27 protein-coding genes and 1 pseudogene are annotated in these 24531 nt (G+C 65.7%); 15 read left to right on the top strand and 13 right to left on the bottom strand.

The window, feature by feature from the left end; all coding sequences use genetic code 11:
* Positions 1-101 precede the first annotated feature (101 nt).
* From ACLQ3C_RS09815 to ACLQ3C_RS09795, 5 genes are all read right to left on the bottom strand, one after another.
* Positions 102-1364 (bottom strand): DUF222 domain-containing protein, encoded by a 1263-nt coding sequence (locus ACLQ3C_RS09815; protein ID WP_425704871.1) that lies wholly within the window; start codon positions 1362-1364, stop codon positions 102-104.
* A 205-nt stretch (positions 1365-1569) separates the two neighbouring features.
* Positions 1570-2169, bottom strand: coding sequence for a TetR/AcrR family transcriptional regulator (locus tag ACLQ3C_RS09810; protein WP_425704870.1), 600 nt, complete (start codon positions 2167-2169; stop codon positions 1570-1572).
* A gap of 79 nt (positions 2170-2248) precedes the next feature.
* On the bottom strand, positions 2249-2782 hold the full coding sequence (locus tag ACLQ3C_RS09805; protein ID WP_425704869.1) for a hypothetical protein: 534 nt from the start codon (positions 2780-2782) through the stop codon (positions 2249-2251).
* Between the two features lie 33 nt (positions 2783-2815).
* Positions 2816-3364: a hypothetical protein gene (locus tag ACLQ3C_RS09800; RefSeq protein WP_425704868.1), complete on the bottom strand. Its 549-nt coding sequence runs from the start codon at positions 3362-3364 to the stop codon at positions 2816-2818.
* 668 nt (positions 3365-4032) lie between these two features.
* The gene (locus ACLQ3C_RS09795) at positions 4033-4773 is read right to left on the bottom strand and encodes a hypothetical protein (RefSeq protein ID WP_425704867.1); all 741 of its coding nucleotides are present in this window, start codon (positions 4771-4773) and stop codon (positions 4033-4035) included.
* 240 nt (positions 4774-5013) lie between these two features.
* Here ACLQ3C_RS09795 and ACLQ3C_RS09790 point away from each other — a divergent pair, with 240 nt between their 5' ends.
* The 4 genes from ACLQ3C_RS09790 (at position 5014) to ACLQ3C_RS09775 (ending at position 8600) form a co-directional block, all read left to right on the top strand.
* The gene (locus ACLQ3C_RS09790) at positions 5014-5208 is read left to right on the top strand and encodes a WXG100 family type VII secretion target (protein ID WP_425704999.1); all 195 of its coding nucleotides are present in this window, start codon (positions 5014-5016) and stop codon (positions 5206-5208) included.
* A gap of 283 nt (positions 5209-5491) precedes the next feature.
* Positions 5492-6865 (top strand): flavin-containing monooxygenase, encoded by a 1374-nt coding sequence (locus tag ACLQ3C_RS09785; protein ID WP_425704866.1) that lies wholly within the window; start codon positions 5492-5494, stop codon positions 6863-6865.
* Positions 6865-7821 carry an alpha/beta hydrolase gene (locus tag ACLQ3C_RS09780; RefSeq protein ID WP_425704865.1) on the top strand — a complete coding sequence of 319 codons (957 nt, stop codon included), beginning with the start codon at positions 6865-6867 and terminating at the stop codon, positions 7819-7821. Before ACLQ3C_RS09785 ends, ACLQ3C_RS09780 begins: the two co-directional genes overlap by 1 nt.
* Complete coding sequence (locus tag ACLQ3C_RS09775; protein ID WP_425704864.1) at positions 7818-8600, top strand: SDR family NAD(P)-dependent oxidoreductase; 783 nt, start codon at positions 7818-7820, stop codon at positions 8598-8600. The genes ACLQ3C_RS09780 and ACLQ3C_RS09775 overlap by 4 nt, the downstream gene beginning before the upstream one ends.
* Before the next feature lie 14 nt (positions 8601-8614).
* Here ACLQ3C_RS09775 and ACLQ3C_RS09770 read toward each other — a convergent pair whose 3' ends face one another.
* Positions 8615-9313 carry a class I SAM-dependent methyltransferase gene (locus ACLQ3C_RS09770; RefSeq protein WP_425704863.1) on the bottom strand — a complete coding sequence of 233 codons (699 nt, stop codon included), beginning with the start codon at positions 9311-9313 and terminating at the stop codon, positions 8615-8617.
* Positions 9314-9373: 60 nt separating this feature from the next.
* On the opposite strand from ACLQ3C_RS09770, the gene ACLQ3C_RS09765 reads away from it, so the two are divergent.
* On the top strand, positions 9374-10342 hold the full coding sequence (locus ACLQ3C_RS09765; protein WP_425704862.1) for an NADPH:quinone oxidoreductase family protein: 969 nt from the start codon (positions 9374-9376) through the stop codon (positions 10340-10342).
* Positions 10343-10351: 9 nt separating this feature from the next.
* Positions 10352-10621, top strand: a complete 270-nt coding sequence (locus tag ACLQ3C_RS09760) for a DUF2277 domain-containing protein (protein WP_425704861.1) — start codon at positions 10352-10354, stop codon at positions 10619-10621.
* A gap of 2 nt (positions 10622-10623) precedes the next feature.
* Here ACLQ3C_RS09760 and ACLQ3C_RS09755 read toward each other — a convergent pair whose 3' ends face one another.
* From ACLQ3C_RS09755 to ACLQ3C_RS09725, 7 genes are all read right to left on the bottom strand, one after another.
* The gene (locus ACLQ3C_RS09755; protein ID WP_425704860.1) at positions 10624-11559 is read right to left on the bottom strand and encodes an amidohydrolase family protein; all 936 of its coding nucleotides are present in this window, start codon (positions 11557-11559) and stop codon (positions 10624-10626) included.
* Positions 11560-11597: 38 nt separating this feature from the next.
* Positions 11598-12260, bottom strand: a complete 663-nt coding sequence (locus ACLQ3C_RS09750; RefSeq protein ID WP_425704859.1) for a PaaI family thioesterase — start codon at positions 12258-12260, stop codon at positions 11598-11600.
* A gap of 62 nt (positions 12261-12322) precedes the next feature.
* Positions 12323-13687 carry an alpha/beta hydrolase domain-containing protein gene (locus ACLQ3C_RS09745; RefSeq protein ID WP_425704858.1) on the bottom strand — a complete coding sequence of 455 codons (1365 nt, stop codon included), beginning with the start codon at positions 13685-13687 and terminating at the stop codon, positions 12323-12325.
* A gap of 16 nt (positions 13688-13703) precedes the next feature.
* Positions 13704-14072, bottom strand: coding sequence for a carboxymuconolactone decarboxylase family protein (locus tag ACLQ3C_RS09740; protein WP_425704857.1), 369 nt, complete (start codon positions 14070-14072; stop codon positions 13704-13706).
* The gene (locus ACLQ3C_RS09735; protein ID WP_425704856.1) at positions 14069-14959 is read right to left on the bottom strand and encodes an NAD(P)-dependent oxidoreductase; all 891 of its coding nucleotides are present in this window, start codon (positions 14957-14959) and stop codon (positions 14069-14071) included. Before ACLQ3C_RS09735 ends, ACLQ3C_RS09740 begins: the two co-directional genes overlap by 4 nt.
* The gene (locus tag ACLQ3C_RS09730) at positions 14956-15693 is read right to left on the bottom strand and encodes an SDR family oxidoreductase (RefSeq protein ID WP_425704855.1); all 738 of its coding nucleotides are present in this window, start codon (positions 15691-15693) and stop codon (positions 14956-14958) included. Before ACLQ3C_RS09730 ends, ACLQ3C_RS09735 begins: the two co-directional genes overlap by 4 nt.
* Positions 15694-15738: 45 nt before the next feature.
* Complete coding sequence (locus ACLQ3C_RS09725; protein ID WP_425704854.1) at positions 15739-17205, bottom strand: aldehyde dehydrogenase; 1467 nt, start codon at positions 17203-17205, stop codon at positions 15739-15741.
* A gap of 64 nt (positions 17206-17269) precedes the next feature.
* Here ACLQ3C_RS09725 and ACLQ3C_RS09720 point away from each other — a divergent pair, with 64 nt between their 5' ends.
* From ACLQ3C_RS09720 to ACLQ3C_RS09680, 9 genes and pseudogenes are all read left to right on the top strand, one after another.
* Positions 17270-17857, top strand: coding sequence for a TetR/AcrR family transcriptional regulator (locus ACLQ3C_RS09720; RefSeq protein WP_425704853.1), 588 nt, complete (start codon positions 17270-17272; stop codon positions 17855-17857).
* The gene (locus tag ACLQ3C_RS09715; protein WP_425704852.1) at positions 17857-19095 is read left to right on the top strand and encodes a cytochrome P450; all 1239 of its coding nucleotides are present in this window, start codon (positions 17857-17859) and stop codon (positions 19093-19095) included. Before ACLQ3C_RS09720 ends, ACLQ3C_RS09715 begins: the two co-directional genes overlap by 1 nt.
* Positions 19095-19898, top strand: a complete 804-nt coding sequence (locus ACLQ3C_RS09710) for an SDR family oxidoreductase (protein WP_425704851.1) — start codon at positions 19095-19097, stop codon at positions 19896-19898. Before ACLQ3C_RS09715 ends, ACLQ3C_RS09710 begins: the two co-directional genes overlap by 1 nt.
* Complete coding sequence (locus tag ACLQ3C_RS09705) at positions 19895-21253, top strand: cytochrome P450 (protein ID WP_425704850.1); 1359 nt, start codon at positions 19895-19897, stop codon at positions 21251-21253. Before ACLQ3C_RS09710 ends, ACLQ3C_RS09705 begins: the two co-directional genes overlap by 4 nt.
* Positions 21253-21453 (top strand): ferredoxin, encoded by a 201-nt coding sequence (locus tag ACLQ3C_RS09700; RefSeq protein ID WP_425704849.1) that lies wholly within the window; start codon positions 21253-21255, stop codon positions 21451-21453. The genes ACLQ3C_RS09705 and ACLQ3C_RS09700 overlap by 1 nt, the downstream gene beginning before the upstream one ends.
* 21 nt (positions 21454-21474) lie before the next feature.
* The gene (locus ACLQ3C_RS09695) at positions 21475-22017 is read left to right on the top strand and encodes a nuclear transport factor 2 family protein (RefSeq protein WP_425704848.1); all 543 of its coding nucleotides are present in this window, start codon (positions 21475-21477) and stop codon (positions 22015-22017) included.
* Between the two features lie 25 nt (positions 22018-22042).
* Complete coding sequence (locus tag ACLQ3C_RS09690; RefSeq protein WP_425704847.1) at positions 22043-23317, top strand: hypothetical protein; 1275 nt, start codon at positions 22043-22045, stop codon at positions 23315-23317.
* Positions 23317-24186, top strand: coding sequence for an SDR family NAD(P)-dependent oxidoreductase (locus ACLQ3C_RS09685; protein WP_425704846.1), 870 nt, complete (start codon positions 23317-23319; stop codon positions 24184-24186). The genes ACLQ3C_RS09690 and ACLQ3C_RS09685 overlap by 1 nt, the downstream gene beginning before the upstream one ends.
* Before the next feature lie 141 nt (positions 24187-24327).
* Positions 24328-24531: pseudogene (locus tag ACLQ3C_RS09680) on the top strand (hypothetical protein); the annotation flags it as partial.

Raw genomic sequence — 24531 nt, 5'->3', positions numbered from 1 at the left:
CGGTCGCGGTCCCGGCAGGCCGGGTGCGGGGTCAGAAAGGCGTTGTGGGTAGGGCGGTTTCAAGCAGCTGAGTTCAGGCGGTCAGTGTCAGGCGGCCGGTTTCAGGCAGCGCTGTCGAGGTGGAGGGTGCGCCGGTTGTAGGCCGGTAACGGTCGTCGTCGGGGATCGACCGCGGCGGGTGGGATCAGCCACGGATGCCGGTCGAAGCCCATCACAACATCCCACCCACTATCGTGGACGTCGTGGTGGCAGCTGGTGCAGAGCAAGCAGCCGTTGTCGAGGTCGGTGGCCCCACCGTTGATCCAATGCTCGAGGTGGTGCGCTTGGGTGCGCGAGGCGGGCGCACCACACTTGATGCAGCATTTGTCGCGCAGCAGCAACGCTTTTCGTTGTGCCGGGGTGAACAGCCGCTTCTCGCGACCCACGTTCAGCGGCACTTGGTTGTCGTCGACGATGACGACGGTGATCCCCGCATCACAGCCGAGAGTTTTCGCGGTGGCGGGGGTGACCGATCCCATGAACTCGAGTGCGGATAGCTTCGGGGTGTCGGCGGGGATCGTCAACAGCACCCCACCGGTCGGCTTGCAGGACACGGTCTCGTCGGCAAGACCCTTCTGGGCAAGTTCGAGGATGGTTTCGAGAGCATCAGCACGTTTCCGTTCGACCGGCCGCGGATCGTGCGAGCCGTCGGGTTGAGGCTTTGGCGCGGACAGTGCTTCGACGAGGCTGTGGAGTTTCTCCCCGGCGACCGCATCGAGGTTGGCGCGCACGTCGAGGCGTCCGTCGCTGGTTTTGTGGTAGCCGAGTTCGTTGACGGTCTTGTCTTCGGCGGCAGGCGTACCGTCGGTGTCATCGGCAAGAATGTTGCCGAGTTGGTGTGCGCGCTTGCCGATTTCGGCGGGACTCATCCCGGACAGCGCCTGGGCCACGAGGGCGCGGGTGTGGTCGCGGCGTTGCTCGGGGGTGACGGGTTCGCCGGCGCGGGAGGCGATGTGGGTGAGTCCGCGGACGATGGCGTCGGCGTGGTCGAGGGACACCGACCCGTAGGCGCTGTGCTTATGGAGTCCGTCGATGTTGTCGGTGGTGCCGACGCGAACGAGTCGGCCGGCAACAGCGGGCGCGAATCCCATGGAGATCAACAGTTCTCGCACCGATCGGACTTGGGGTGCGGTTATCTTGAGGCGGTCGAATTCGCCGGTCAGGTTCGCCGCGTAGTGATCGAGCATGTTGCGCAACGTGTTCAGTTGCTGCATCGCGGCGAAGGCTTCACGTGAGGTGAGGTCTGGACTGTAAGTACGGTCATCGAGAAGCCCGATAAGGTGCCCGTACAGTTCGGCGGAAAGAGTGGTGGTGTCGTCGATCATGGATTCCCCCCTGGATGATCTTGCGATAAGTCCAGTGTAGCAGAATATTTGTTCGACGCCCAAGTGTTCGACGATTGATTAACAAGTGCGGCAACCAGTTTCGTCCCACCAGTGAACAATTGTCACCGCCGTCGCCGACGGTGACCACGATTGCGTCGACGGCGTTCAGTGTTGCCGAATCTCCGAAACGGTGATGCCTGTTTCGCTACCGAGTGGGTGCGGCCCGTAGGCCGGGCATCACGAATGTCTCGATCTGCCGGCGCACCGACGGCGCATCGTCGGCGTCGACGGTGTCGCCGGGTACGGTTCCAAGGCTGATCAGGATGCGCGCCACCCACTCCGACACCTCCTCGGCGTCGTGGCCGGGATGGACGACGCCGGCGTCGATGGCCGCTTGTACGAAGGGTTTCCAGAACAGGGCGAGGTCGGGGACCAGGCCGCTGACGCCGGCGCCGGCACACGCGGCGAACTCCTCCGGCTCGTCGGTGCGCAGCCGTAGCAGCAGCGTCCCGGGATCGTCATAGGCGCCGCGCCCGATGCGCACGCCGGCCACGAGCTGTTCGGCGAAGTCACCGAGCGCGTCGAGTTCGAGTCGGGCATCGGTCCAGAACGAGTCGGTGAGCCGCACGATCGCCGCGCCGACCATGGCGTGCTTGTCGGGAAAGTGCCGGTACAGCCAGGCGCGTGACACGCCGGCGTCATCGGCGACCTGTGCCATGGTGGTGCCCCGGATGCCGTGCTGCGCCAGCAGTTTCTCGGTGGCGTCGAGCAGCCGGTCGGCAACGTGCGTGGTCGGGGAGTTCATGGCTTCTCACCTTAGCCGCGGATTCGCAGCGGTGGCCGTTGTCACTCGACACGGCTTGGACGTTGTCCGAGGACACTGCTCATCGATACAGTCGAACACCCACGACATCGTCCTTCCACTCGGCCGTGGCCGTGACCACCAGTTGCACGAGGAACATGGAGCGAGCCGGCCCGATGAGACCTATGTTCTGAATGTTGGAGACGAGCGGTCCATATGGAGAATCGAGCGTTCCGAACATGTATGAGGAAGCGGCGTCCGGACCCAGGCCGGCCGATTCGGTCGACACTTGAGACCATCCCGGAGTGCTCTCGGTCATGTCGGCTGCCATTCTGACGAGTTCGGTGGGTGTCGTCTGAATATTGTGCATTACCCAGCCGACAACCGTGGCCTGCGAAGAGAACGGCGGAATGCTGTCACCGGGTGTTTCGTCCCTGGACGATTCTGCAGCGCGAATATCGCACCATACCGGTCCCGGGTTTGTTGTCACAGACTCCATGACCGTCGCACGCCACTTCGGCGGTATGCCGCAGACGCCGAGTCCCGAGACAAGTGGATCGCCAAGAATCTCTGACTGGACCGCGGAGTTGGTCGCCAGGAATTGCGCAAGATTCACTTCAAAGGCTTCCCGGAATCGGATGCGATGAGCTCACGGGACATGAACCATCACATCTACGTACTCGCCAATCGCAGGTAGCGGGTCGGGAACGGGCGTCAACAGCATTGCCCGGATCTCTTCAGCAGTGAGAGGATCGCCCGCCACCGACCGTTCTTTGGTCTGGACCAGCGTCGACAGCAGGGTATTGAAGTTCAGCCCCAAGGGAACTGCGGCAAACTTCGCGACCACACGTTGGTGTTCGCCAAGGGTTCGCAACAAGACTGTCGCCGCATACTCTCCCGCCAGGGTGTATCTGACTTCGACGTCGGACCACAGATAAACTCGCGCGCCGGCGAGTGCTATGAGATCGCCGTTGAGCTTTATCGGACCTCGTCCCAGGAATGCCATGTATCCGTACCACAGGGTGAACCCAAGCGAACCGATAGCGGAAAGTATGATCCGAAAATCAAGATCATCGCCGAATAGGAGATGTCCGACGCACCCGCATAGCATCATTCCGAAAGAAATGGTCATCCATAGGTTAACATTCGCAAAGAATTGCTGCTGGCGCAGCACAACGTCATCGCCCGAAACCTTCATGCGGGTTCGCGGTGGGAAGAAAAGCGGCAGAGGAAGGAGCAGGAGGCCGACTGCCGTAATTGACAATATGTATGCGTGTATGAACACGGCCGCTTGAATGGAAAATATCCCTACTATTATTATTCCGATGGTTGCCTTTTTTATTTTAGGATTTGAGTCGTCTGAGTAACGTCTCCATCTTACATGTATCATAACACTACCGTGTTTCGGGAATATTCTTTGTATTCGTTAGTGGTCCCAAATCTTCGCAATTTCTTTTGAGCTGACATAGGCCACAATGCCGCCGGCCAGAGCGCCTCCGACCGCCCCAATTGCGGTACCCACACCAGGACAGATCGCCGATCCGGCGGTTGCGCCATCCAACGCCCCTTCACCGGTTTCGGCGGCAACCGCTGCACCCGTACCAGCCTCGACCGCAGTCTCTCCTACCGACGCCCCTCCCTCCGCGACGGCTTCGCCCACACCCGATTCACCGGCCCCTTCTGCAGCGTCACCTGCGGTCTCCGCACTTAGACTTTCGTTCGTGTGAAGAAACTTCGAGACACCTGCTTTCGCCGCCGTGGCCGAGCTCGCTATAACCGCTGGAGTGGCCGTTCCCGTTGCGAAGCCGACCGACTCGCGTATGACGGCTTCGTCCCACGGATCACCGTCATGCACATCGGCGAAGATTACCGGACGGTCATCAAAGCACCCATCCCGGCGCCGATGGGAGTGGTGCGGAGATTCGCGATATCTTTCAGCCACGGCAGTACCCTTGCCTCATATCCTGTCGGCGCCTCACCCAACGATGCGCGCCAGATGTCGGTGATGATGTCCGTGTTGGCGCCGACAAAAGTAGACACCGAACCGAGCACGACGTCGTTGGATGTCGGCCGAAGAGACACTCCCTCGTCCCTGACACCCGCTGCCGCGGCGATTGCCTTCGCAAGATCTTTGTCTGCCTGATCAGCCTCTGTCAGCAGCGTCGCGAGCGACTTGACCAGATTTGCCTGCTGCTCCCGCTTCAGCGCCACGCCGGCTTCCTCGTCAGGCGTGAACGGACCCATGATCGGGACGAGTGGGGTGATCGTGTCATCGTCGGGGTCGAGGACGAACCCCTCGGCGTCACATGCCGCGATGAGCTTTTTGAGATTCGCCTTGACCTGGATGACCTCGAGCTCGGCCGCCCGTGCGGCGTCAGCGACACCGGCCGCAATGTCTCCGTGTAGCTCAAGGGCCTTTCGGGTCTTCTCCGTGGCCTTCTTCGCGTCGTCGGCAGCGATGCCCTGCCAGGATTCGAACGCAGGAAGGTTGTTCACCCTGAGTGCCGTCATTCTCGAATGGTCCGAAACGTCCCTCGACACCCCGAATACGGCCGCAATCTCGTCCGGGTTCCACTTCTGGATGTCCGCAACGGAAATCTTCCCCACGAGCCCCCCATTCCTCTCAGGCCCTGATAGCGTACCTGCGTTGCGTGCGGGAACCAACCATACCCGGGCGCTTCTTGATCCGACCGGCTCGACAAATCGATCAAATCCGACATCGAACTCGTGTTGGCGGGCAGTGAACCCGATCGGAAGTGAGATGCGATGTCCTACTTGTCCGTTGATCCCGGCGAACTGCACTAGTCCGGGCACCTTTGCAACACCTACCGGCTCGACACCGAGGATATTTACCGGTCGGCGCATATGACGATCGAAAGTGCCGTGGCAAGCGGGTGGATCGGATCATCGGCCGTGTCCATGCAAGCGGCATTGGACAATATGCGCGATTCGCGCAGCCGAATCGTTGGCCGCCTCGATGAACACTCGCAAGGCCTGATGATCTCGGCGACCAGTTATCAAGAGGCCGATGCCCGGGGGTGACATGTCCTCGATTCCGTCGGAATCTCTTACCGTCTCTCTATACGATCTCCATATCTGACCACGGCTTTCCGCGTCGATATCGGGTCGGGAATGGCGAAGGCCCACGGTCACCACCGAGGACGTGCGCAAGTGGACGTCCGAGCGGGCTCTTGGCCGGGCCATGCGTCGAGTGTCGGCGGCTCAATGTCACCGCCGTAGTAGACAGTTTTGCCGAAGTGTTCACAACCGGGTACCCGGTGGAGTAGACAGAAGTGTGAATCTGTCAACCACCCTAGGGGGTCCCATGCGCCACGACCTACCGCTCACTGCCGTCATCGGCGCAGGCATCAGCGGCCTGACGTCGGGCAAGATGCTCGCCGACTACGGCGTCCCGTACACCTGTTTCGAGAGCTCCGACCGTGTCGGCGGCAACTGGGCGTTCGGAAATCCCAACGGCCACTCGAGTGCCTACCGATCACTGCACATCGACACCTCGAAGCACCAGTTGTCGTTCCGCGACTTCCCGATGCCGGCGGAGTACCCCGACTTCCCGCATCACACCCAGATCAAGAAGTATCTCGACGACTACACCGACGCCTTCGGGCTGCGCGGGAACATCGAATTCGGCAACGGGGTGACGCATGCCCGCCGACTCGACTCCGGCGGTTGGGAACTGGCGACCGAGCGCGGCGAGACCCGGCGTTTCGACCTGCTGGTGGTGGCCAACGGGCACCACTGGGATCCGCGCCTGCCGGAGTTCCCGGGCGAGTTCAGCGGTGTGCAGATGCACTCGCACCACTACATCGATCCGCGCACGCCGATGGACTTCGCGGGCAAGCGAATCCTGGTGGTGGGCCTGGGCAACAGTGCCGCCGACATCGCCGTCGAACTCTCGTCGAAGGCACTCGAGACGACGGTGACCATCTCGACCCGGTCGAGCGCGTGGATCGTCCCCAAATACTTTGCAGGCAAACCGGCCGACAAGTATTACCACACGTCGCCCTATATCCCCTTCTCGTGGCAACGCAAGTTCACCCAGATCATGCAGCCGCTGAGCGCCGGGCGGCCCGAGGACTACGGCCTTCCGACGCCCAATCACAAGTTCTTCGAAGCACATCCGACGCAGTCGGTGGAACTCCCGTTGCGGCTGGGGTCCGGTGACGTCACCGCGAAGGGCAACATCGATCGGCTCGACGGCAACACCGTCCACTTCGCCGACGGGACGAGTGGCGACTTCGACGTCATCATCTACGCCACCGGATACAACATCACCTTCCCGTTCTTCGACCCGGACTTCATCAGCGCACCCGGCAACCGGATCGACCTGTACAAGCGGATCTTCTATCCGGGGATCGACGACGTGGTGTTCGCAGGTTTCGCCCAGTCGACGCCGACGCTGTTCCCGTTCGTGGAATGTCAGGCACGGGTGATCGCGGCGTACGCGATCGGCCGATACCGGCCGCCGGCGGAGGCCGACATGCACCGGATCATCGCCGAGGACCAGGAGTACTACACCGGGCACATGCTGCAGACCGCCCGGCACACCCAACAACTCGACCACTACCTCTACGAGCACGACATCCGCACCAAGGAGTTGCCGGCCGGGGCCGAACGCGCAGCACGGCAAGGAGCACCGCAATGGGCCGGGGTCGGCACCGAGATCCTGCAGGAGGCGTGATGACGACCACCGAGACAGTGCGTCGCACAGTACGTTTCGATTCGCACGGAACCGCCTGCGACGCATGGTTCTTCGCCCCGTCCGAGCATTCACCGTTCGCCACCGATGTCGGCGTCCCCGTGGTGGTGATGGCCCACGGCTTCTGCGGCACCAAGGATTCCGGGCTGGAGTCCTTTGCCCGGCGACTCGCCGACGCCGGACTGGCCGTGTTCGCCTTCGACTACCGTGGCTTCGGACTTTCCGAAGGCGCACCACGGCAACGGGTCTCGATGTCCGGGCAGGCCGCCGACTACCACGCCGCCGTCGCCGCGGCCGGGCATCAGCCGGAGGTCGACGCGAGCCGAATCATCCTGTGGGGTCTGTCGCAGTCGGGCGGCCACGTCCTCGTCGTCGCCGCGGAGCGCGCGCGTCAGGGACTCGACGACGTCGCCGCGGTCATCTCGGCGGTGCCCCTGGTCAACGGGCTCGCCGCGGGTGTGCACCACTATCCGCAGGTCGGGGCGGCGTCGATGCTGCGTTCGACGGCGATCGGGATCGGCAGCGCACTCGGAGCCGCGCTGGGCCGCGGCCCGGTACTGATGCCCGTCGTCGGCGCGCCGGGGGAGAAGGCGGCATTGACGTCACCGGGCTTTCTCGAGAGCTACCTCGCGATCGCCGGGCCGAGCTGGCGCAACGAGGTCGACGCGTCGATCGGCTTTGAACTCGGGTCATTTCGCGCCGACAAGGCCGCCCCCGATGTCGCCGCACCCGTGTTCATGCAGATCGCCGACTTCGACCGCGGCGCACCGCCACACGCCGCCGCCAAGGCCGGCTTCGCCGCCCGCGCCGAGGTGCGGCATTACCCGTGCGACCATTTCGGGATCTTCGCCGAGGTGGAGGATTCGTGGTTCGAGCCGGTCGTCGCACACCAGATCGCTTTCCTGACACACCATCTCGCAGTCAAGGCCGATGCGTGAGTACCGCACTGGTGATCGGCGGCGCGTCGGGGATCGGCAAGGCCACCGCGCGAGAGTTGTACAGTGCGGGCCACCGCGTCGTCATCGCCGATGTCGACGCCGAGGCCGCCCGGACCACGGCGGTCGAGATCGGCGCAGGGGAGGCCGGCGCGGGGGATGCCGGCGGGACGGTGGAGTCGATCCACCTCGACGTCACCGACGAATCGTCGGTGGCCGCCGGATTCGAAGGTCTCGACGATCTCGCGGTCGTGGTGAACTGTGCCGGCCTGTCGATGCCGGGCGCGCTCATCGAGCTGGAGCTCGCGGCGTGGCGCACGACCGTCGACGTCTGCCTGACTGGCACCTTCCTGGTGCTCAAACACGCGGGCCGCCGGCTGATCGAGGGTGGCTCCATCGTGTGCGTCGCCTCGCTGAACGGCCGTCAGCCGGGTGCCGGGATGGGCTCCTACTGCGCGGCGAAAGCCGGGGTGCTGATGCTGGTCGAGGTCGCCGCACTCGAGCTCGCCGACCGCGGCATCCGCGTCAATGCCGTGTCACCCGGTCTCGTCGACACCCCACTGACCGCCGGGATCGCCTATGTTCCCGGCCTGACCGAGGAATACCTGGAGAACACGCCGTTGGGGCGGGCCGGCACACCGGAGGACGTCGCCGAGACGATCACCTTCTTGACCTCCTCGGCGGCCGGCTGGATGACCGGTGCCGCAATCGATCTCAACGGCGGCGCGCACCTCAAGCGCTATCCGGACGTGCTGGGACGCGTTCGCGCCCTGGCGCAGTGATCACAGCGCAGTGATCAGCCCTTCGGCAGCGCCGCGCCGATCTGACCCGAGTCGCGGCGCAGGACGCGAAGTGATCCCTCCGCCCGGACCTCGGTGAACTGGCCGGTCGCCAAGGCCTGGCAATAGATCTCGTAGGGCGGGCGGCCGCCGTCGGCGGGGTCGGGGAACACGTCGTGGATCAGCAGTGCGCCGCCGACGCGCACCCACGGCGCCCACCCGTCGAGGTCGTTCTGCGCGGCCGCCATCGAATGGCCGCCGTCGATGAAGACGAAGTCGACGGCCTTGCCCCATGCCCGGGCGGCCACCGTCGACGGCGCGAGCATCCCGATCACGGTCTGTTCGAGGCCCGCGTCGAACATGGTTCGGCGGAAACGCGCGGAGGTGTCGAGGGTGCCCGAGTGCGGATCGACGAGCGTCGTGTCGTGGTACTCCCAGCCCGGCTGGTGTTCCTCGGAACCGCGATGGTGGTCGACGGTGACGATCACCGCGCCGGCCGCCTCGGCGGCCGACCCGAGAAACACCGTCGACTTGCCGCAGTAGGTCCCGATCTCGACGCCGACCTTGGCCGAATCTGGTTGGGAGAGATACTCTCCGGCGATCTCGAACAAGGTCTGCGCCTCGTCGAGGGGCATGAAGCCGGGGGTGTCGTCGGCGACCTTCCGACGTTCGGGCGAGGGTACGGGGAGCGGCTGCGGCGCCGGTGTCGCGGTCATGGGATCGATCGTAGCGTTACCGACCGAGCGATTGTTCTCCCCGGCGTAGGGTGGACAACCATGAAAGCTCAGGTACTCACCGCGGAGTCCGGACCGGCCGCCCTCGAACTGACCGACGTGCCCGACCCGACGCCGGCCGACGGCCAGGTTCTCGTCGACATCAAATCGTGCGGGGTGTGTTTCCCCGACCTGCTGATGAGTCAGGGCAAGTACCAGTTGCGGCTGCCCACACCGTTCACCCCGGGCACCGAGGTCGCCGGCGTGGTGACCGCCGCGCCCGCGGACTCGACGGTGGCCGTGGGCGACAAGGTGCTCGTCGCCTCGGTCGTCGGTGGATTCGCCGAGCAGGTCGCCGCCGCACCCGAGCAGCTGCTGCCGCTGCCGGAGGGATTGACCTTCGACGAGGGCGCCGCACTCGGCATCAACTTCCAGACCGCGCTGTTCGCGCTCAAGATGCGTGCGCAGACCGCGCCGGGCGAGATCGTCGGGGTGCTCGGCGCGGCCGGCGGTGTCGGTGTCGCGTCCATCCTGGTGGCCAAGGCGATGGGCGCCAAGGTCGTCGCGATCGTGCATCGCACCGGGGCCGAGGAGATGCTGCGCGGTCTCGGCGCCGACCACGTCGTCCAGCTCTCCGACGGCTGGGGTGACCGGCTGCGCGAGTATGCCCCCGAGGGCGTCGACGTCCTGATCGATCCGGCCGGCGGCGAGGTGTTCGACGAGGCCCTGCGTCAGGTCGCGGCCGACGGTCGGTACGTGGTCATCGGCTTCGCGGCGGGCGGTATCCCGACCGTGAAGCTCAACCGGGTGCTGTTCCGCAACATCGCCATCGTCGGCGCGGCCTGGGGCGAATACGTGCGCACCCATCCGGGCGTCCCGGAACTGCTGCACGACGAGCTCACCGAGATGATCGGCGCCGGCCTGCGGCCGCCGGTGACCTCGACCTATCCGCTCGCCGACCTGCCCCGGGCATTGACCGATCTCGCCGAAGGGCGGATCCTGGGGAAAGCCGTCATCCACATCGCCGATTGAGAGGTCCTCATGTGCCGCAACATCACCGAACTCCGCGGCCTCGAGCCCGCGGCCACCGGGGAAGAGATCGAGGCGGCCGCCCGGCAGTACGTCCGTAAGGTCAGTGGCATCCGGGCGCCGTCGGCGGCCAACATCGATGCGTTCGAGGCCGCGGTCGGCGCGGTCACCGCGGCCACCCGCACCCTGCTCGCCGAACTGCCCGAACGCCGACAGCCGCCCAAAACCGTACCGCCACTTCGGCGTCCGGAGGTGCAGGCGCGGATCGCGGCACGCGGGTAGGGTCAGACCGACGGAGCGACCCCGAACAGCTCTGCCGCATTCGTGTACAGCACCCGGCGCAACCAGTCGTCACCGAGGTCGAGCCGGGCCACCGCGTCGAGTGCGTGCGTGTAGGGGTAGGGAATGTTCGGGAAGTCGCTGCCGAACAGGATCTTGCGACCCAGCTCGGCCAGTTGGGGACGCAACCGGGCCGGAAATGGTGCGCCGTCCTCGGAGAAGTCGGTGAACGACATCGTGGTATCGAGCCGCACGTTCTCGAAGCGCTCTGCCAGGGCGAGGAATTCGGCGTATTCGGGCATACCCATGTGCGCGACGATCAGCGGCAGTGACGGAAAGCGCTCGAGGAGTGCGGCAATCGGCTCGGGGCCCGTGTACTTGCCGGGGGCCGGTCCGGAACCGCAGTGGATGATCACCGGCACCTGTGCGTCGGCGATCTGCGACCACACCCCGTCCAGCAGCGGCTCGAGGGGCGAGAAGGCGCCGACCTGAATGTGGCACTTGAACACTCGCGCACCGCGCTGGATGGACTGCGAGACGTACGCGGTGGCCGATTCCTCGGGATAGAGCGTCGCGGTGTGCAGGCAATCGGGGTGGTGTGCGGCGAAGTCGGCGGCCCAGCCGTTGAGCCATTCGGCCATATCCGGCTTGTGCGGATACACCAGCGACGAGTATGCGCGAACCCCGAAGGCCTGCAATGCGGCGACCCGGACATCCTCGTCGGCGCGGTAGGTGATCGGCCACTCGCGGCCGATGAGTGGACCGGCGGAATCGAAGTACGCCCACACCTTGTCCATCACCGGCCGCGGCATGAAGTGGGTGTGGACGTCGATCAGTCCCGGCAATCCCAGCCCGCCCCACAATGTCCGGACCTGTTGCGCCTCAGCTTCGCTGAACGGAGCCGGGTCTGGGGAGTGGTCATCGGGAACAGGGCTGTCCATGACTCGACGTTACCGCGCCTCGCGCGAGCGGCGACACGTCAGTCCGGGACGTCGGGCCGGTAGTGGTCGGCGGCACGCGGCATCCGTCCGGCCCAGTTCCGCGGCTCGATGAACACACCTTCGGCCTCGACGGTGATGCCGCCGGCGTCGGCCAGTGTCCCGCGGACGGTCTTCTTGCGGCCCTCGCGTGCGACGATCGATGCGCGCGCGGTCAGCGGGCCGAGTGGCGTCGGCCGCAGATAGCGGACGGAGATCGTGCCGGTGTAGCACGGCACGTTGTCGATGCTGGCGCCCTCACCGAGGACGTGATCGAGGACCATCGCGCAGATACCGCCGTGCACATGACCGGCCGGTCCCTCATACGCGGCGCCGAGCGTGAATTCCGCCGACACCTCGTCTCCGTCGTGGCGGGTGTGCAGTGGCGGGGCGATCGCGTTGCGCAACCCCACCACGGCGTTGCCCCAAGGCATTCCGACGAACTCTGGCGTGTAGCGCACCCCGTAGGGGCCGTCCATCTGCTCGGCCCGCAAGTCCGCCACGAGCTCGTCGATGCGGGTGCGGGCCTGCGTGATGACGTCGTCGTCCACCTCGGTGCGGATCACTGCATCGATGAGCTGCCGGACGGAGTCGGTGAGCGGCTCGTACACCGACCGGCGGCGTGCGATCTCCTCGTCGGAGATGTCCTCGAGGGTGAACTGCATGCGGCGACTCCCGGATCGTGTCCGGCCGAATGGCCGGGGACCAGACTAGAACGTGTTCTAATCTAGCGGAAGGCGTCGGCGTCGGCCACCAGATCGGTGCGTGCGTCGGCGAGCAGTTCGGCCCGGTCGTCGGGTCGGACGAAACCGGCGCCGATGGCCGTATCGGCGGCCGCGGTGTACTGCTCGAGGTACACGTCGGGGTTCGGGTAGAGGTCGGCGAGTACGGTCGGCGGCAATGGTGTCGTGCGGCCGAACAGCACGCAGATGCGTGGCACCTGCTCCTCGACGACACCGCTGAGGACCTGGGTCGCCACATCCACACAGGGTGTGCGTACGCCGTCGCGTACGTTGCCCACCTCGTCGAGCTCGAAGCGGTGCCCCGCACCGGAATCAGTGACCAGTAGCGGTGGCGCCGTGGGTGGTTCGGTCCCGTCGTCCACCCACCCGCGCAGATGATGCAGAGCGGCGCGCAGGACGAACCGTTGCTGGCCGCGATTCACCGGGTCCGGGCAGCCGAGCATCGACTCGTACTCGCCGATCTGGACGTGATCGGCGTGCGACGTGCCCGCCACCTCCCAGACCCGCAGTCGTGGCGAATCCGGTTGCCGTGCCAGTACATACCGGAAGTCGGTGAGGACGTCGGTCTCGGTCTGCACGACGAACACCGGGATCGCCAGATCGGTGGAGATGCGGACGGGCGTTCCCCGATACGCCTCGTCGATGTCGACGGGGCCGCCGGCGTCTCCCAACGGGAGGGCGCCCATCGACCGACTGTGGATCAGGATGCCATGAAACGCGTTGTGCCGGTTCGCGAAGTGATTGGCGTAGGTGGTCAGGGCCATCGCCGACTGCGATTCGCCCACGGCGAGCAGTCGGCGCACCGTCAGACCGGTCAGCGGGTGACCGGGCGCATCGGAGCCGGCCAGGGCCAGCCCGATGCTGCCGAAGATGTCGTAGCTGTATCCGTCACCCGGATGGTGCAGGGTTCCGTATCGGTCGGGGTCCTTGTCGGCGAGCCGCATTCCCATCTCGGCCATGCCGACCGACCCGTCACCGCCCTCGATGCCGGTGTATTGCGCCGACACCCCTATCCACGCATATCCCGAGCGCACGAATTCGGGTGCCAGGTAGGTGTATTCGGGCGCCGCATCCATCCCGCTCGACACGTTGAACCACTCGACGACGACGTGGCCGTTGAAGTCGGCGTCGTCGCGCGGGCGCCGCACCAGTATGCGCGTGGTGAAGTCGGCGGAAGCGAGTTCGTCGAGTTCGCCCGATGACGCGGTGCCGTAACGCCGGGCTCGCCCGGCGGCCGCATATTCGCGTTCGTCGTATCCGTGGGCCGCCAGCTCAGGACCAGGCGTGGCACTGAGAATGGTGTGGCCATGGCCGTCGGTCAATTCGGTGAAGGTCACCCGTGAGGACATTCCTCGACTGTAACCGCTATTCGCTGCGGGACTTGCGATGATTGTCGATGACCTTGCCGAACATGAAATGCATCTTGGTGCCCAGCGGCCAACCCACGTAATAGCAGAGGAACAGCGAGATCTCCTCGAGCTGCTCGGGGGTGAACTCCTCGTTGGCCAGTGCCGACGAGGCCTGGATCTCGGCGACGTCGATCTGTCCGGCCGCAGCGAGCGCACCGAAGAGCAGCAGCCGCCGGTCCCGGATCGAGAGACCCTCGCGCGACCACACCTCGCCGAAGACCTGATCTGCGGTGTGCGCGAAGTAGTCTCCCGGGCCGTCCGACATCTCCCAGCCGTAGACCTTCGACATCATGTCGAGGGATTGGCGGCGTTGCTCGGAGGTCATGCGGTCTGTTCTCCTTCGTGATGGGGGACGCCGAGCGCGCCGGCCAGATCGCGGCGGGCGATCGTGCCGAGCGGCAGGTCGACGCCGAGTTGGTCGGCCAGTGCCAGGGCGAGGGACAGATCTTTCTCGCCCAAGGTGCGAACGGAACGGAAGATGTTGTACCAGAAGTCATCCGGTGCGATCTCCGCGGTGGTGTCGCGGAGCATGATCGCACCCGCACCGCCGGTGATCGCGTCGGTATGCCGAACCACCTTGCCGAGCTTGGCGACGTCGATGCCTGCGGATTCGGCCAGGCGCGCCGCCTCGGTGGTGGCGGTGAACGAGATGAAGTGCAGCAGGTTGCGGGCCAGCTTCATCTTGGTGCCCGCCCCGACGTCGGCTCCGGCGTGCACGAGCATGTCGGCGGTGAGTGCGAACGGTTCTTTCAGCCGTTCGTAGGCGTCACGCGGGCCACCGACCATGATGGCCAGCCGGCCTTCGGCCGCGCCGAGGGCACCACCGGAGATCGGCGCGTCGAGCAGTATGACGCCCTGCGCCGCCGCGAGGTCGGCGAGGTCACTCGCGATCTCGGGGGAGATGGTCGAATGCACGGTGATGATCGTGCCGGGAGCCGCCGCCGACAGCAGACCACCCTCGCCGGCGACGACGGTGCGTACCTGCGCGTCGTCGAGCACGCAGATGCCGATGATGTCGGCGCGTGCGGCCAGGTCCGCCAGTGAATCCGCCGCTGCCGCACCCTGATCGACCAATGTGGCCACCGCGTCGGCGGCGAGATCGAAGACGGTCAGCCCGCCGGACCACTTCGCCAGACTGCCGGCCATCGGTCCACCGATGTTGCCGAGCCCGACGAAGCCGAGACGCGCCGGTGTGCCGGCGTCGACGGTCACGACCGGATCACCTGACCGCCGTCGACGTTGAAGATCTGCCCGGTGATCCAGCCGGCCTCGTCGGACAGCAGGAACAGGCACATGCCGACGAGATCCTCGGGGGTGCCGAACCGCTTGAGCGGCAACCGGTTCACGATGTCGTCGACCATCTCCTTGGGCGTGGTGGAGCGGGTCGCCTCGGTGTCGATGGGGCCGGGGGCGATGGCGTTGACGCGGATGTTCTGGCCGCCGAGTTCGGTGGCCAGCTGCTGGGTCAGGCCGTTGATGCCCACCTTGGCCAGCCCGTAGAATCCGCTGTAGAGCCATGCGGCGGTGGAGGATTGGTTCACGATCGCGCCACCATTGGTCATCTGCGGATACACCTGGCGCGTCACGTTCAGTGCGCCGTCGAGATTGACGCTCATGAACTTCTTGTAGTAATCCCACGGCACGGTGATGAGGAAGTCGAGCTTCATCCCGCCGTAGATGGCGGCATTGTTGACCAGTCCGTCGATGGTGCCGTACGCGTCGACGGTGGTCTTCGCGAGCGCCGCGGCCGAGTCGGGATCGGAGACGTCGGTGTGGACGTAGCGTCCGCCGATGTCGGCGGCGACCTTCTCGCCTGCCTCGTCGTTGAGGTCGGCGACCACGACGTTCGCGCCCTCGGCGGCCAGCGATCGGGCATAGGCCTCGCCGATGCCGCCGGCGGCGCCGGTGACGATGATGGTCTTGTCGGTGAAACGTGCCGAGGTCATGTGCTGCTTTCTGTTGGTGGAGTGGTCGGCGGGTGCGAATGCGCACTAGGCGGGACGGGCGACTGCTTTGGTCTCGAGGTACTCCTCGAATCCGGCGACTCCCATCTCGCGGCCGATGCCCGACGCCTTGTAGCCGCCGAAGGGGACGTCGGCGGAGTACCAGATGCCACCATTGACGGACATGGTGCCGGTGCGGATTCCGTTGACCACGTGGTCGATCCGTCCTTCGTCGGTACCCCAGACCGCGCCGGACAGACCGTAGGGGGAGTCGTTGGCGATGCGGATGGCGTCGTCGTCGCCGTCGTGGGGCAGGATCACCAGAACGGGGCCGAAGATCTCCTCCTGCGCGACACGCGCCGAGTTGTCCACCCCGGAGATCAGGGTGGGTTCGACGAAGAAGCCTTTCGCCTTGTCGGCCGGACGGCCGCCGCCGGTCTCGATGGTGCCGCCCTCGCTGCGGGCGAGTTCGATGTAGGACTCGACGCGCTGCCGTTGGCGAGCGGAGATCACTGGGCCGCATACGGTTCCGGGATCGGTGGGATCACCGGCGGCCAGCCCGGCGAGGCTGTCGCGGGTCGCTGCGATGGCCTCGTCGAGCTTCGCACGCGGCACGAGCAGTCGGGTGGTGATGGCGCAGCCCTGCCCGGCATGGGTGACGACCGCGAATGCGGCCATCGAACAGGCGGCGGCGAGGTCGGCGTCGTCCAGAACGACGAAGGCCGACTTCCCGCCGAGTTCGAGGAACACCTTGGTGAGTGACTCCACCGCGCCGGCCATCACCTTCTTGCCGGTGGCGGTCGACCCGGTGAAGGAGACGACGTCGACGCGCGGATCACTGCCGAGCTGGGCGCCGAGTGCGTGATCGCTCGAGGTGACGATGTTGATGACGCCGGGCGGGAAGTCGGTCTCCTCGGCGATCACCTTGCCGACCAGGGCCGCGCACCACGGGGTGTCCGGGGCGGGTTTGAGCACGACGGTGCACCCGGCGGCCAGGGCGGGCCCGATCTTGGCGAAGTTGATCTGGTGCGGGAAGTTCCACGGGGTGATCGCCCCGACGACGCCGGCGGCCTCGCTGCGCAGTTCCCGGTGGTTGCGCAGTCCCATCGGCTTGGCCTCGCCGAGATCTTGTGTCCACTCGTAGTTCTCGGCGAGATCGGCGAAGTAGCCGAGGTCGGCGATCGGCCCTTCCAGTTGGGGACCGTGGGTCAAAAAGACCGGGCAGCCCACCTCGGCCACGGTGATCTCCCGCAACTCGTCGGCGTGCGCGAGCAGCGCGTCGCGCAACTGCCGCAGGCACCGGGCCCGCAAGGCGTGGTCGCGCGACCACGCCGTCTCGTCGAAGGCGCGCCGGGCCGCGGCGATCGCCGCATCCATATCGGCGGCACCGGCGTCGGCGGCCTTGCCGAGGACTTCTTCGGTGGCCGGGTTGATGACATCGAAAGTGCCACCGCCACCGGGGATCAGCTTGCCGTCGATGAGTAGATCCGACGCGGCTGCAGGTCTGAGGGACATGTTCTGGAACTCCATCTGGACAGGTGTCTGGACTCGAGTACAAAGCTAGTGTAGCGTCGCTCACATGTCCAGCCCCGTGTCCCAGGAATCGACCCGACGGCGGCTCTCGGCCCAGCAGGCCGAAACTGTCGCCAGGCTCACCGACGCCGCCGTCGACGTACTGAACGAAGACGGTTTCGATGGTCTGACGGTCCGCGTCGTCGCCAAACGCGCCGGCGTCGCACCGGCGACCGCGTACACCTACTTCTCGTCGAAGAGTCACCTTGTGGCCGAGGTGTTCTGGCGTCGTCTGGCCGATGGCGTCAAGACGCCGGACATGTCGCTCGACCCCGGCGATCGGGTCGCCGCGGTGTTGCGCGACGTGTCGCTGGTGGTGGCCGGGGAAGGACAGCTCGGCGGCGCGGTGACCGTGGCGCTGCTGGGTACCGACCCCGATGTCGAACACCTGCGTCTACGGATCGGCGGATTCATCCGGCACCGGCTCGCCGAGGCGCTCGAGGTCGGCGTCGAGAACCCGGGCCCCGTCGTCGACGCGCTGGAGATGCTCTACGCCGGTGGGCTCGTCCACGCCGGGATGGGGCACCTCAGCTACGAGCAGACCTCCGAACGTCTTGTCGCCGCAGCACACCTACTCATGGAGAAGCAGTCCTGATGCCAGACACCGTCGCCCTCGCAGGCATGCAACAGCGGGTCCCGTTCGACCCGTATGCCTATGACTTCCACGAGGATCCGTATCCCACCTATGCGCGCCTGCGTCACGAGGCGCCCGTCTACTACAACTCGGAGATGGATTTCTGGGCACTTGCCCGGCACGCCGATGTGCGCAGCGCCTTTCGCGACGCGACGCGACTGTCCAACGCGTGGGGAGTGTCGCTCGACCCCAGCTCCTACGGCCCCGACGCACACAAGTCGATGTCGTTTCTGGCGATGGACGACCCCAAACACATGCGGATCCGCAAGCTGGTGAGCAAGGGTTTCACCCCACGCCGCGTCAACGACCTGTCCGGCCGGATCACCGCGCTGACCCACGAGCACTGGAGCAAATGCCTCGACAAGCGCGAATTCGACTACATTGCCGACTTCGCCGGGCTGCTGCCGATGGACGTGGTCTCCGAGCTCCTCGGCGTCCCGGAGAGCGATCGGGCATTCCTGCGCAGGCAATCCGACCTCCTCCTGCACCGCGAGGAGGGTGTACTCGACGTCCCCGAGGCCGCCGTCTATGCGTATATCGAACTGCACAAGTACTATTCGGCACTGATCGCCGAACGTCGCAAGAATCTCGGCGACGACCTCGTGTCGGCACTGATCACCGCCGAGATCGACGACGACGCCACCGGTGAGAAGACCACCCTGTCCGAGGACGAGATCGTCGGATTCATGGTGCTGATGGTCGTCGCCGGCAACGAGACGACCACCAAACTCCTTGCCAACGCCCTGTATTGGGGATGGCGCAACCCCGATGAGCTCGCCCGGGTCATCACCGACACCGATCTCGTGCCGGAGTGGACCGAGGAGACGCTGCGGTACGACAACTCGACCCAGATGGTGTTGCGGCGAGTGGCCGCCGACGTCGAGTACGGCGACGTCACCATCCCGGCGGGTCAGCGGGTGCTGCTGCTCGTCGGATCGGCCAACCGCGACGAGGATGTGTTCGACGATCCCGACCGCTACCGGATCGGCCGCGACACCGCGCAGGCCCTGATGAGTTTCGGGATGGGAACGCACTTCTGCCTCGGTGCGCACCTCGCCCGGCTGGAGGCCAACGTCGGTCTCGCCGAGGTGGTGCGGTCCATCAAGTCCGTCGACATCGACATCGACAACGCGGTCCGCGTGCACTCTGTGAACGTGCGCGGATTCGCCGAACTCCCCGTGAAAGTGACGGTGCGCTGATGAGTTTTCTCCCGCATCCCGATCGCCGGCCGGTCCTGGTCGCCGGCGCGTCGTCGGGGATCGGCGCCGCGACGGCGCAATGGCTGGCCCGCCAGGGCCATCCGGTCGCGCTCGCCGCCCGCCGGATGACCACGCTGCAGGAACTCGCCGACAAAATCGCCGTGGACGGCGGCGAGGCAGTCGCGGTGCCCCTTGATGTGACCGACGAGGCGTCGGTGATCGACTGTGTCGCCAAGGCGCAGGCCGCGATCGGCGAACTCGAGATCGTCGTCGCCGGTGCCGGTGACCTGGCGATCGGATTGTCCTACGAGACCTCGCCGGCGGAATTCGCCGACCAGATCAACATTCACCTCACCGGCGCCTACCGCCTGTACCGGGCGGTGATCGGTGGAATGATCGAGCGCACCCGCGGCGACATCGTGTTCATCGGATCCGATGTGGCGGTGCACCCCCGACCGTGGTCGTCGGCATATGTCGCGGCCAAGTCCGGCATCGACGGTCTCGTCGCCACCATCGCGCTCGAACTCGAGGGCACCGGGGTGCGGGCCGGGGTGGTCCGACCGGGCCAGACCCTCACCGGGATGGGCATGGATCTCGACCCGGAGGCCACCACCGGCATGCTCAACGACTGGATCCGACACGGGCTGGCCCGCCACGGCAATTTCCTTGCGCCCGAACACATCGCGCAAGCGGTCGCCGCGATGGTCGCGATGCCCCGCGGCGCGCACATGCGGTCGGTGGAGGTCGAGGCCGAAGGTGCGCTGCCCAGAGAGAAGCGTTCTGCGAAAGGAACCGAACAATGACCACCCTGACGACTCCCAAGCGCGTGTCGGGCGGCGACGGTGAACACGGCCACCTCGACGAACTCGCCACCGACCCGATCGGACTGTTCTGGCGGATCCGTGAGGAATGCGGCGACGTCGGACAGTTCCAGCTCGCCGACCGGGAGGTGGTGCTGGTCTCCGGTGCGGTGGCCAACGAAGAGTTCTTCCGCGCACCCGAGGAGGACCTGGACCAGGCGGCCGCCTACCCGTTCATGACGCCGGTCTTCGGTGAGGGCGTCGTCTTCGACACCAGTCCGGAAGAGCGGTCCAAGGCGATTCACAATGCGGCCCTGAAGGGTCCGCACATGAAGCAGCATGCGATCACCATCCCGCACGAGACCGAGCGCATCATCGCCGAGTGGGGCGACGAGGGGGAGATCGACCTCCTCGAGTTCTTCGCCGAGCTGACCCTCTACACGAGCTCGGCGTGTCTGATCGGGCGCCGGTTCCGCGAACAGCTCAACGGGCACATCGCGCACCTCTTCCACGACCTGGAGAAGGGCACCGACCCGATCGCCTACGTCGACTATCGCGCCGACATCGAGAGCTTCCGCAAGCGCGACGCCGCGCGGGCCGAGCTCGTCGAGTTCATCCAGGGGGTGATGAACGAGCGGATCGCGAATCCGACCGAGAACAAAGACGATCGCGACCTGATGGACGTGCTGGTGCAGGTCGGGTTCGATGCCGACACCATCACCGGCATGTTCATCTCGATGATGTTCGCCGGTCACCACACCACCTCGGGCACCGCCGCGTGGACCCTCATCGAGCTGCTGCGCAATCCGGACTACATGACACAGGTGTACGAGGAACTCGACGACATCTACGCCGATCGGGGCGAGGGCAGGCCCGAGTACTCGTTCGCCGCGATGCGTCAGATCCCCAAGCTGGAGAACGCACTCAAGGAGGCGCTGCGGCTGCATCCGCCGCTGATCGTCCTGATGCGGGTGGTGCAGAACGATTTCCACGTCGAGGACTTCGAGATCAAGGCCGGTCAGTCGATCGCCGTCTCCCCGGCGATCTCCAACCGGCTGCCCGAGGACTTCCCGAATCCCGACACCTTCGATCCCGATCGCTACGTCAAACCGCGCCAGGAGGATCTGGTGAACCGGTGGACGTGGATTCCGTTCGGTGCCGGCCGACACCGTTGCGTCGGTGCACAATTCGCGATCATGCAACTCAAGGCGATCTTCTCGGTGTTGTTCCAGAACTACGAATTCGAGATGGCCCAGCCCGCGGACTCCTACCGCAACGATCACTCGAAGATGGTGGTGCAGCTCGCCCAGCCATGCCGGGTGCGCTACCGCAGGCGGGCCGCAGACAAGGAGGTCTGATGCGTATCGAAATCGATCTCGACCTGTGCCAAGGGCACGGAATGTGCGAGATGGAGGCGCCCGAGGTGTTCGAGACCCACCACGATCACGCCGAGATCCTCGACAAGGAACCCGACGACAGCCTGCGCGAGCAAGTCCTCGCCGCAGTCCAGTACTGCCCCACCCAAGCCCTGAGAATCGCAAGCCCTGAGAATAGTTGACGACAAGTGAGGTTGACCGACATGGCATTTGATCGTGCCGAACTCGAAGAGATGAAGCAGCGCTGGCTGCAGGCCAACATCGACGCCGAGAAGGCCGGTGACTGGCGGCCGCTGGCCGAGTTCTACACCGAGGACGCCACCTACGGGTGGAACTACGGTCCGGACAAGGACTTCATGGCGGTGGGGCGTGACGAGATCCGCGAAATCGCTCTCGGCCAGGAGATGGAGGGGCTCGAGGGCTGGGAGTATCCGTACGAGGAATGGGTGATCGACGACCAGACGGGATCGATGATCGGCTTGTGGAAGCAGGTCTACGAGGGCACCCGTGACGACGGCACCCATTACGCGCTCGAAGGCATCCAGGGCAGCTGGTTCCGCTACGCCGGAAATTTCCAATTCTCTTGGCAGCGAGACTTCTTCGACTACGGCAACGTGTCGGCGCTGTTCATCGAGATGCTCAAGAACAATGCGATGAGCGACGGCATGCTCAAGCGGATCGAGAAGGCGACGGGCGATCAGCCGGGCTGGTACCCGTTCGGCAAGGCGCCGGTACCGTTCTGGTGACCGGCAGAAGACCCGAGAATCAACTATGACGACTCCAGCCCACACGTATTCGGATCTGACCGGTGATCAGCTCGCCGGTCTCGTCCCCGAACTGCTGCTGTCGGGGCAACTCATCGACCGCAGCGGAATGGCCCACCTGATCGGCGCTTTCGGCCGCGAGACGATGGCGCAGGTGGCCATCGAGGAATGGATGGCCGCCAGCCCCGTCTACACCCACCGCATGCGGACGGCGCTGGGCATCGACGGGAACGGCGTCGAGGACATGTTCAAGTGCCTGCAACTCGACATCGGGGCACCGCCACAGTTCATGGACTTCCGTTACGAGGTCACCGATCACGATCACGGGGCCTTCGTGCTCGACCATTGTGGTGCGCTGATGGATGTGGAGCCGCTGGGCGACGACTACGTGACCGCGATGTGCCATGACATCGAGGACCCGACGTTCGACGCGACCGCGATCGCCACCAACCGGCGCGCCCGCATCCGTCCCATTCATCGGCCGCCGCGCCGACCGGCCGACCGGCATCCGCATTGTGCGTGGACCGTGACGATCGAGCCGGACCGCGACGAGTTGCCGCTGCCACCGGATGCGGAGCTGATGTTCACCACCCGCGCCGCCCAGGTCGGTCTGGTACCCATCGACGCCACGGCCGACGACGGACTCGTCGACTACCGCGGCGCGCTGGTGGCCGATCTGCAGTTCGCCGAATGGTCGGCATCGGCGCTCGCACGGATCGCCGAAGAGGTTGCGTTGCAACATCAATTGCTCGCACTGGGATTCTGGCTCAGCGTGCGCCGGTACGCCGAGTCCGGCGAGCAGGCCACCGAGATCTTCCGCAAACAGTTCACCGGTATCGCCGGACTGGCGGCGGACCGGCTGCGCGCGGAACTACGTCTGGGCACCGACGCGCAGGCGCTGGCGCAAGTCGTCAACCTGATCCCGGTGCTCGGGCCCGGCCGCTACACCGGGGTCGAGGCAACCGTCGACGCCGACGAGGTGATCGTGGAGATACCCGCGGATTCGGCCGCCCACGCCGACGGCGGCTGGATCACCCTGCTGACCGCGGATCACGTCGAACCGCTGCAGGCGATCGGAGTGGCCGTCGATCCGCGCTGGAGCGTGGTGGCGGCCGAGCAGACCGGGGAGGGACTGACGGTGCGGTTCGGTCTGGGCACCGAGGCGCAGAAAGAGTCCGGTGAGGTGGCCATCGCGCGGTTCAGTTCCGGCGCCGACTTCGCCTTCACCGACCGTGGCCGCTCGATCCCGATCACGCCACTGACCACCACCGGCGGGGTGTGATGGCCGGATTCGGTCTCGCCGGGCGGGTGGCGATGATCGCGGGCTCGACCCGCGGCATCGGTCTCGCCGTGGCGTACGCATTGGCCGGTAGTGGTGTGTCGCTCGTCGTCAACGGCCGCGACGAGGATGCGGTGGCGGCGACCGTCGACGAGATCGTCGGCGGCGGTGGTCGTGCGGTCGGTGTGTGCGGTTCGGCCGGCGACCGCCGCGTCGTCGAGAAGATGGCGGCCGACGCGCTGTCGGAGTTCGGTGCACTCGACATCGCGATCAACTGCGCGGGCATCGCCGAGCCGCCGGGGTCGACGGTGCTGACGATCACCGAGGACGAGTTCCGTGAGCAGCTCGACGCCCACCTGATGAGCGCCTTCCATCTCACACAAGTCGCCGGAGGTGTGTTCGCCGAACAACATTCGGGGGCGATCGTGCTCACCGGATCGGCCGCCGCGCTCGGAACCTTCGGCGGCAGTGGGTATCCCGCGGCGAAGGCCGGCGTCACCGCGCTGGCTTCGGCGGCCGCCGGTGATCTGGCCCCGCTCGGGGTCCGCATCAATGTGGTGATGCCCGGCGCGAAATCGCGGCTGTCATCGGGTCCGGAGTACGTGCGCCATATCGAGAGCCTGCACGCGCGTGGGATTCTCGACGACCTCACCCGCGATGCCGCCATCGACCCGGCCCCGCCCGAGTACGTCGCGCCGCTCTACACCTTCCTCGCCGGTGACGCCGCGGCCGACATCACCGGCCAGACCTTCACCGCCGCAGGCGGATTCATCGGACGTTATGATCCGCACCAGCCCACCCTCATCGCCTACCGTGAGCACACATCGACCGCCCCATACACCATGACCGAACTGGCCGATCTGCTTCGCTGAGGATCGCGAGCCGGCGCATTCTTCGCAAGTATTTTCGATTATTGCTTGCCGACCGGGCATATCGGGTGTAGACTTGAACACACAAGCGACGAACTGATGTTTGATCGCATTCACTTTGGTCGTATTCACTGGGGGGTGACGATGACAACGATCGACCTCCCGGCTCTTGAGCTTCCGCAGCTCGCACCGGATGAGCAGGCCACGTTGTTGCATGCCCTTCTCGATCAGATGGGTTCGACGGATCTGTCGCCGTGTTCGGATGAGTCGTTGTTGGAGGTCGCGGCAGCCAATGAACGGGCGATCAACCGGTTGACGTTTCAGGGTGACCGGCAGATCGTCGAGCTA

Origin of the sequence: Gordonia sp. DT30 (genome assembly GCF_049844915.1) — a bacterium.
Lineage (GTDB): Bacteria > Actinomycetota > Actinomycetes > Mycobacteriales > Mycobacteriaceae > Gordonia.
This window is presented reverse-complemented; position numbering and strand designations above follow the sequence as displayed.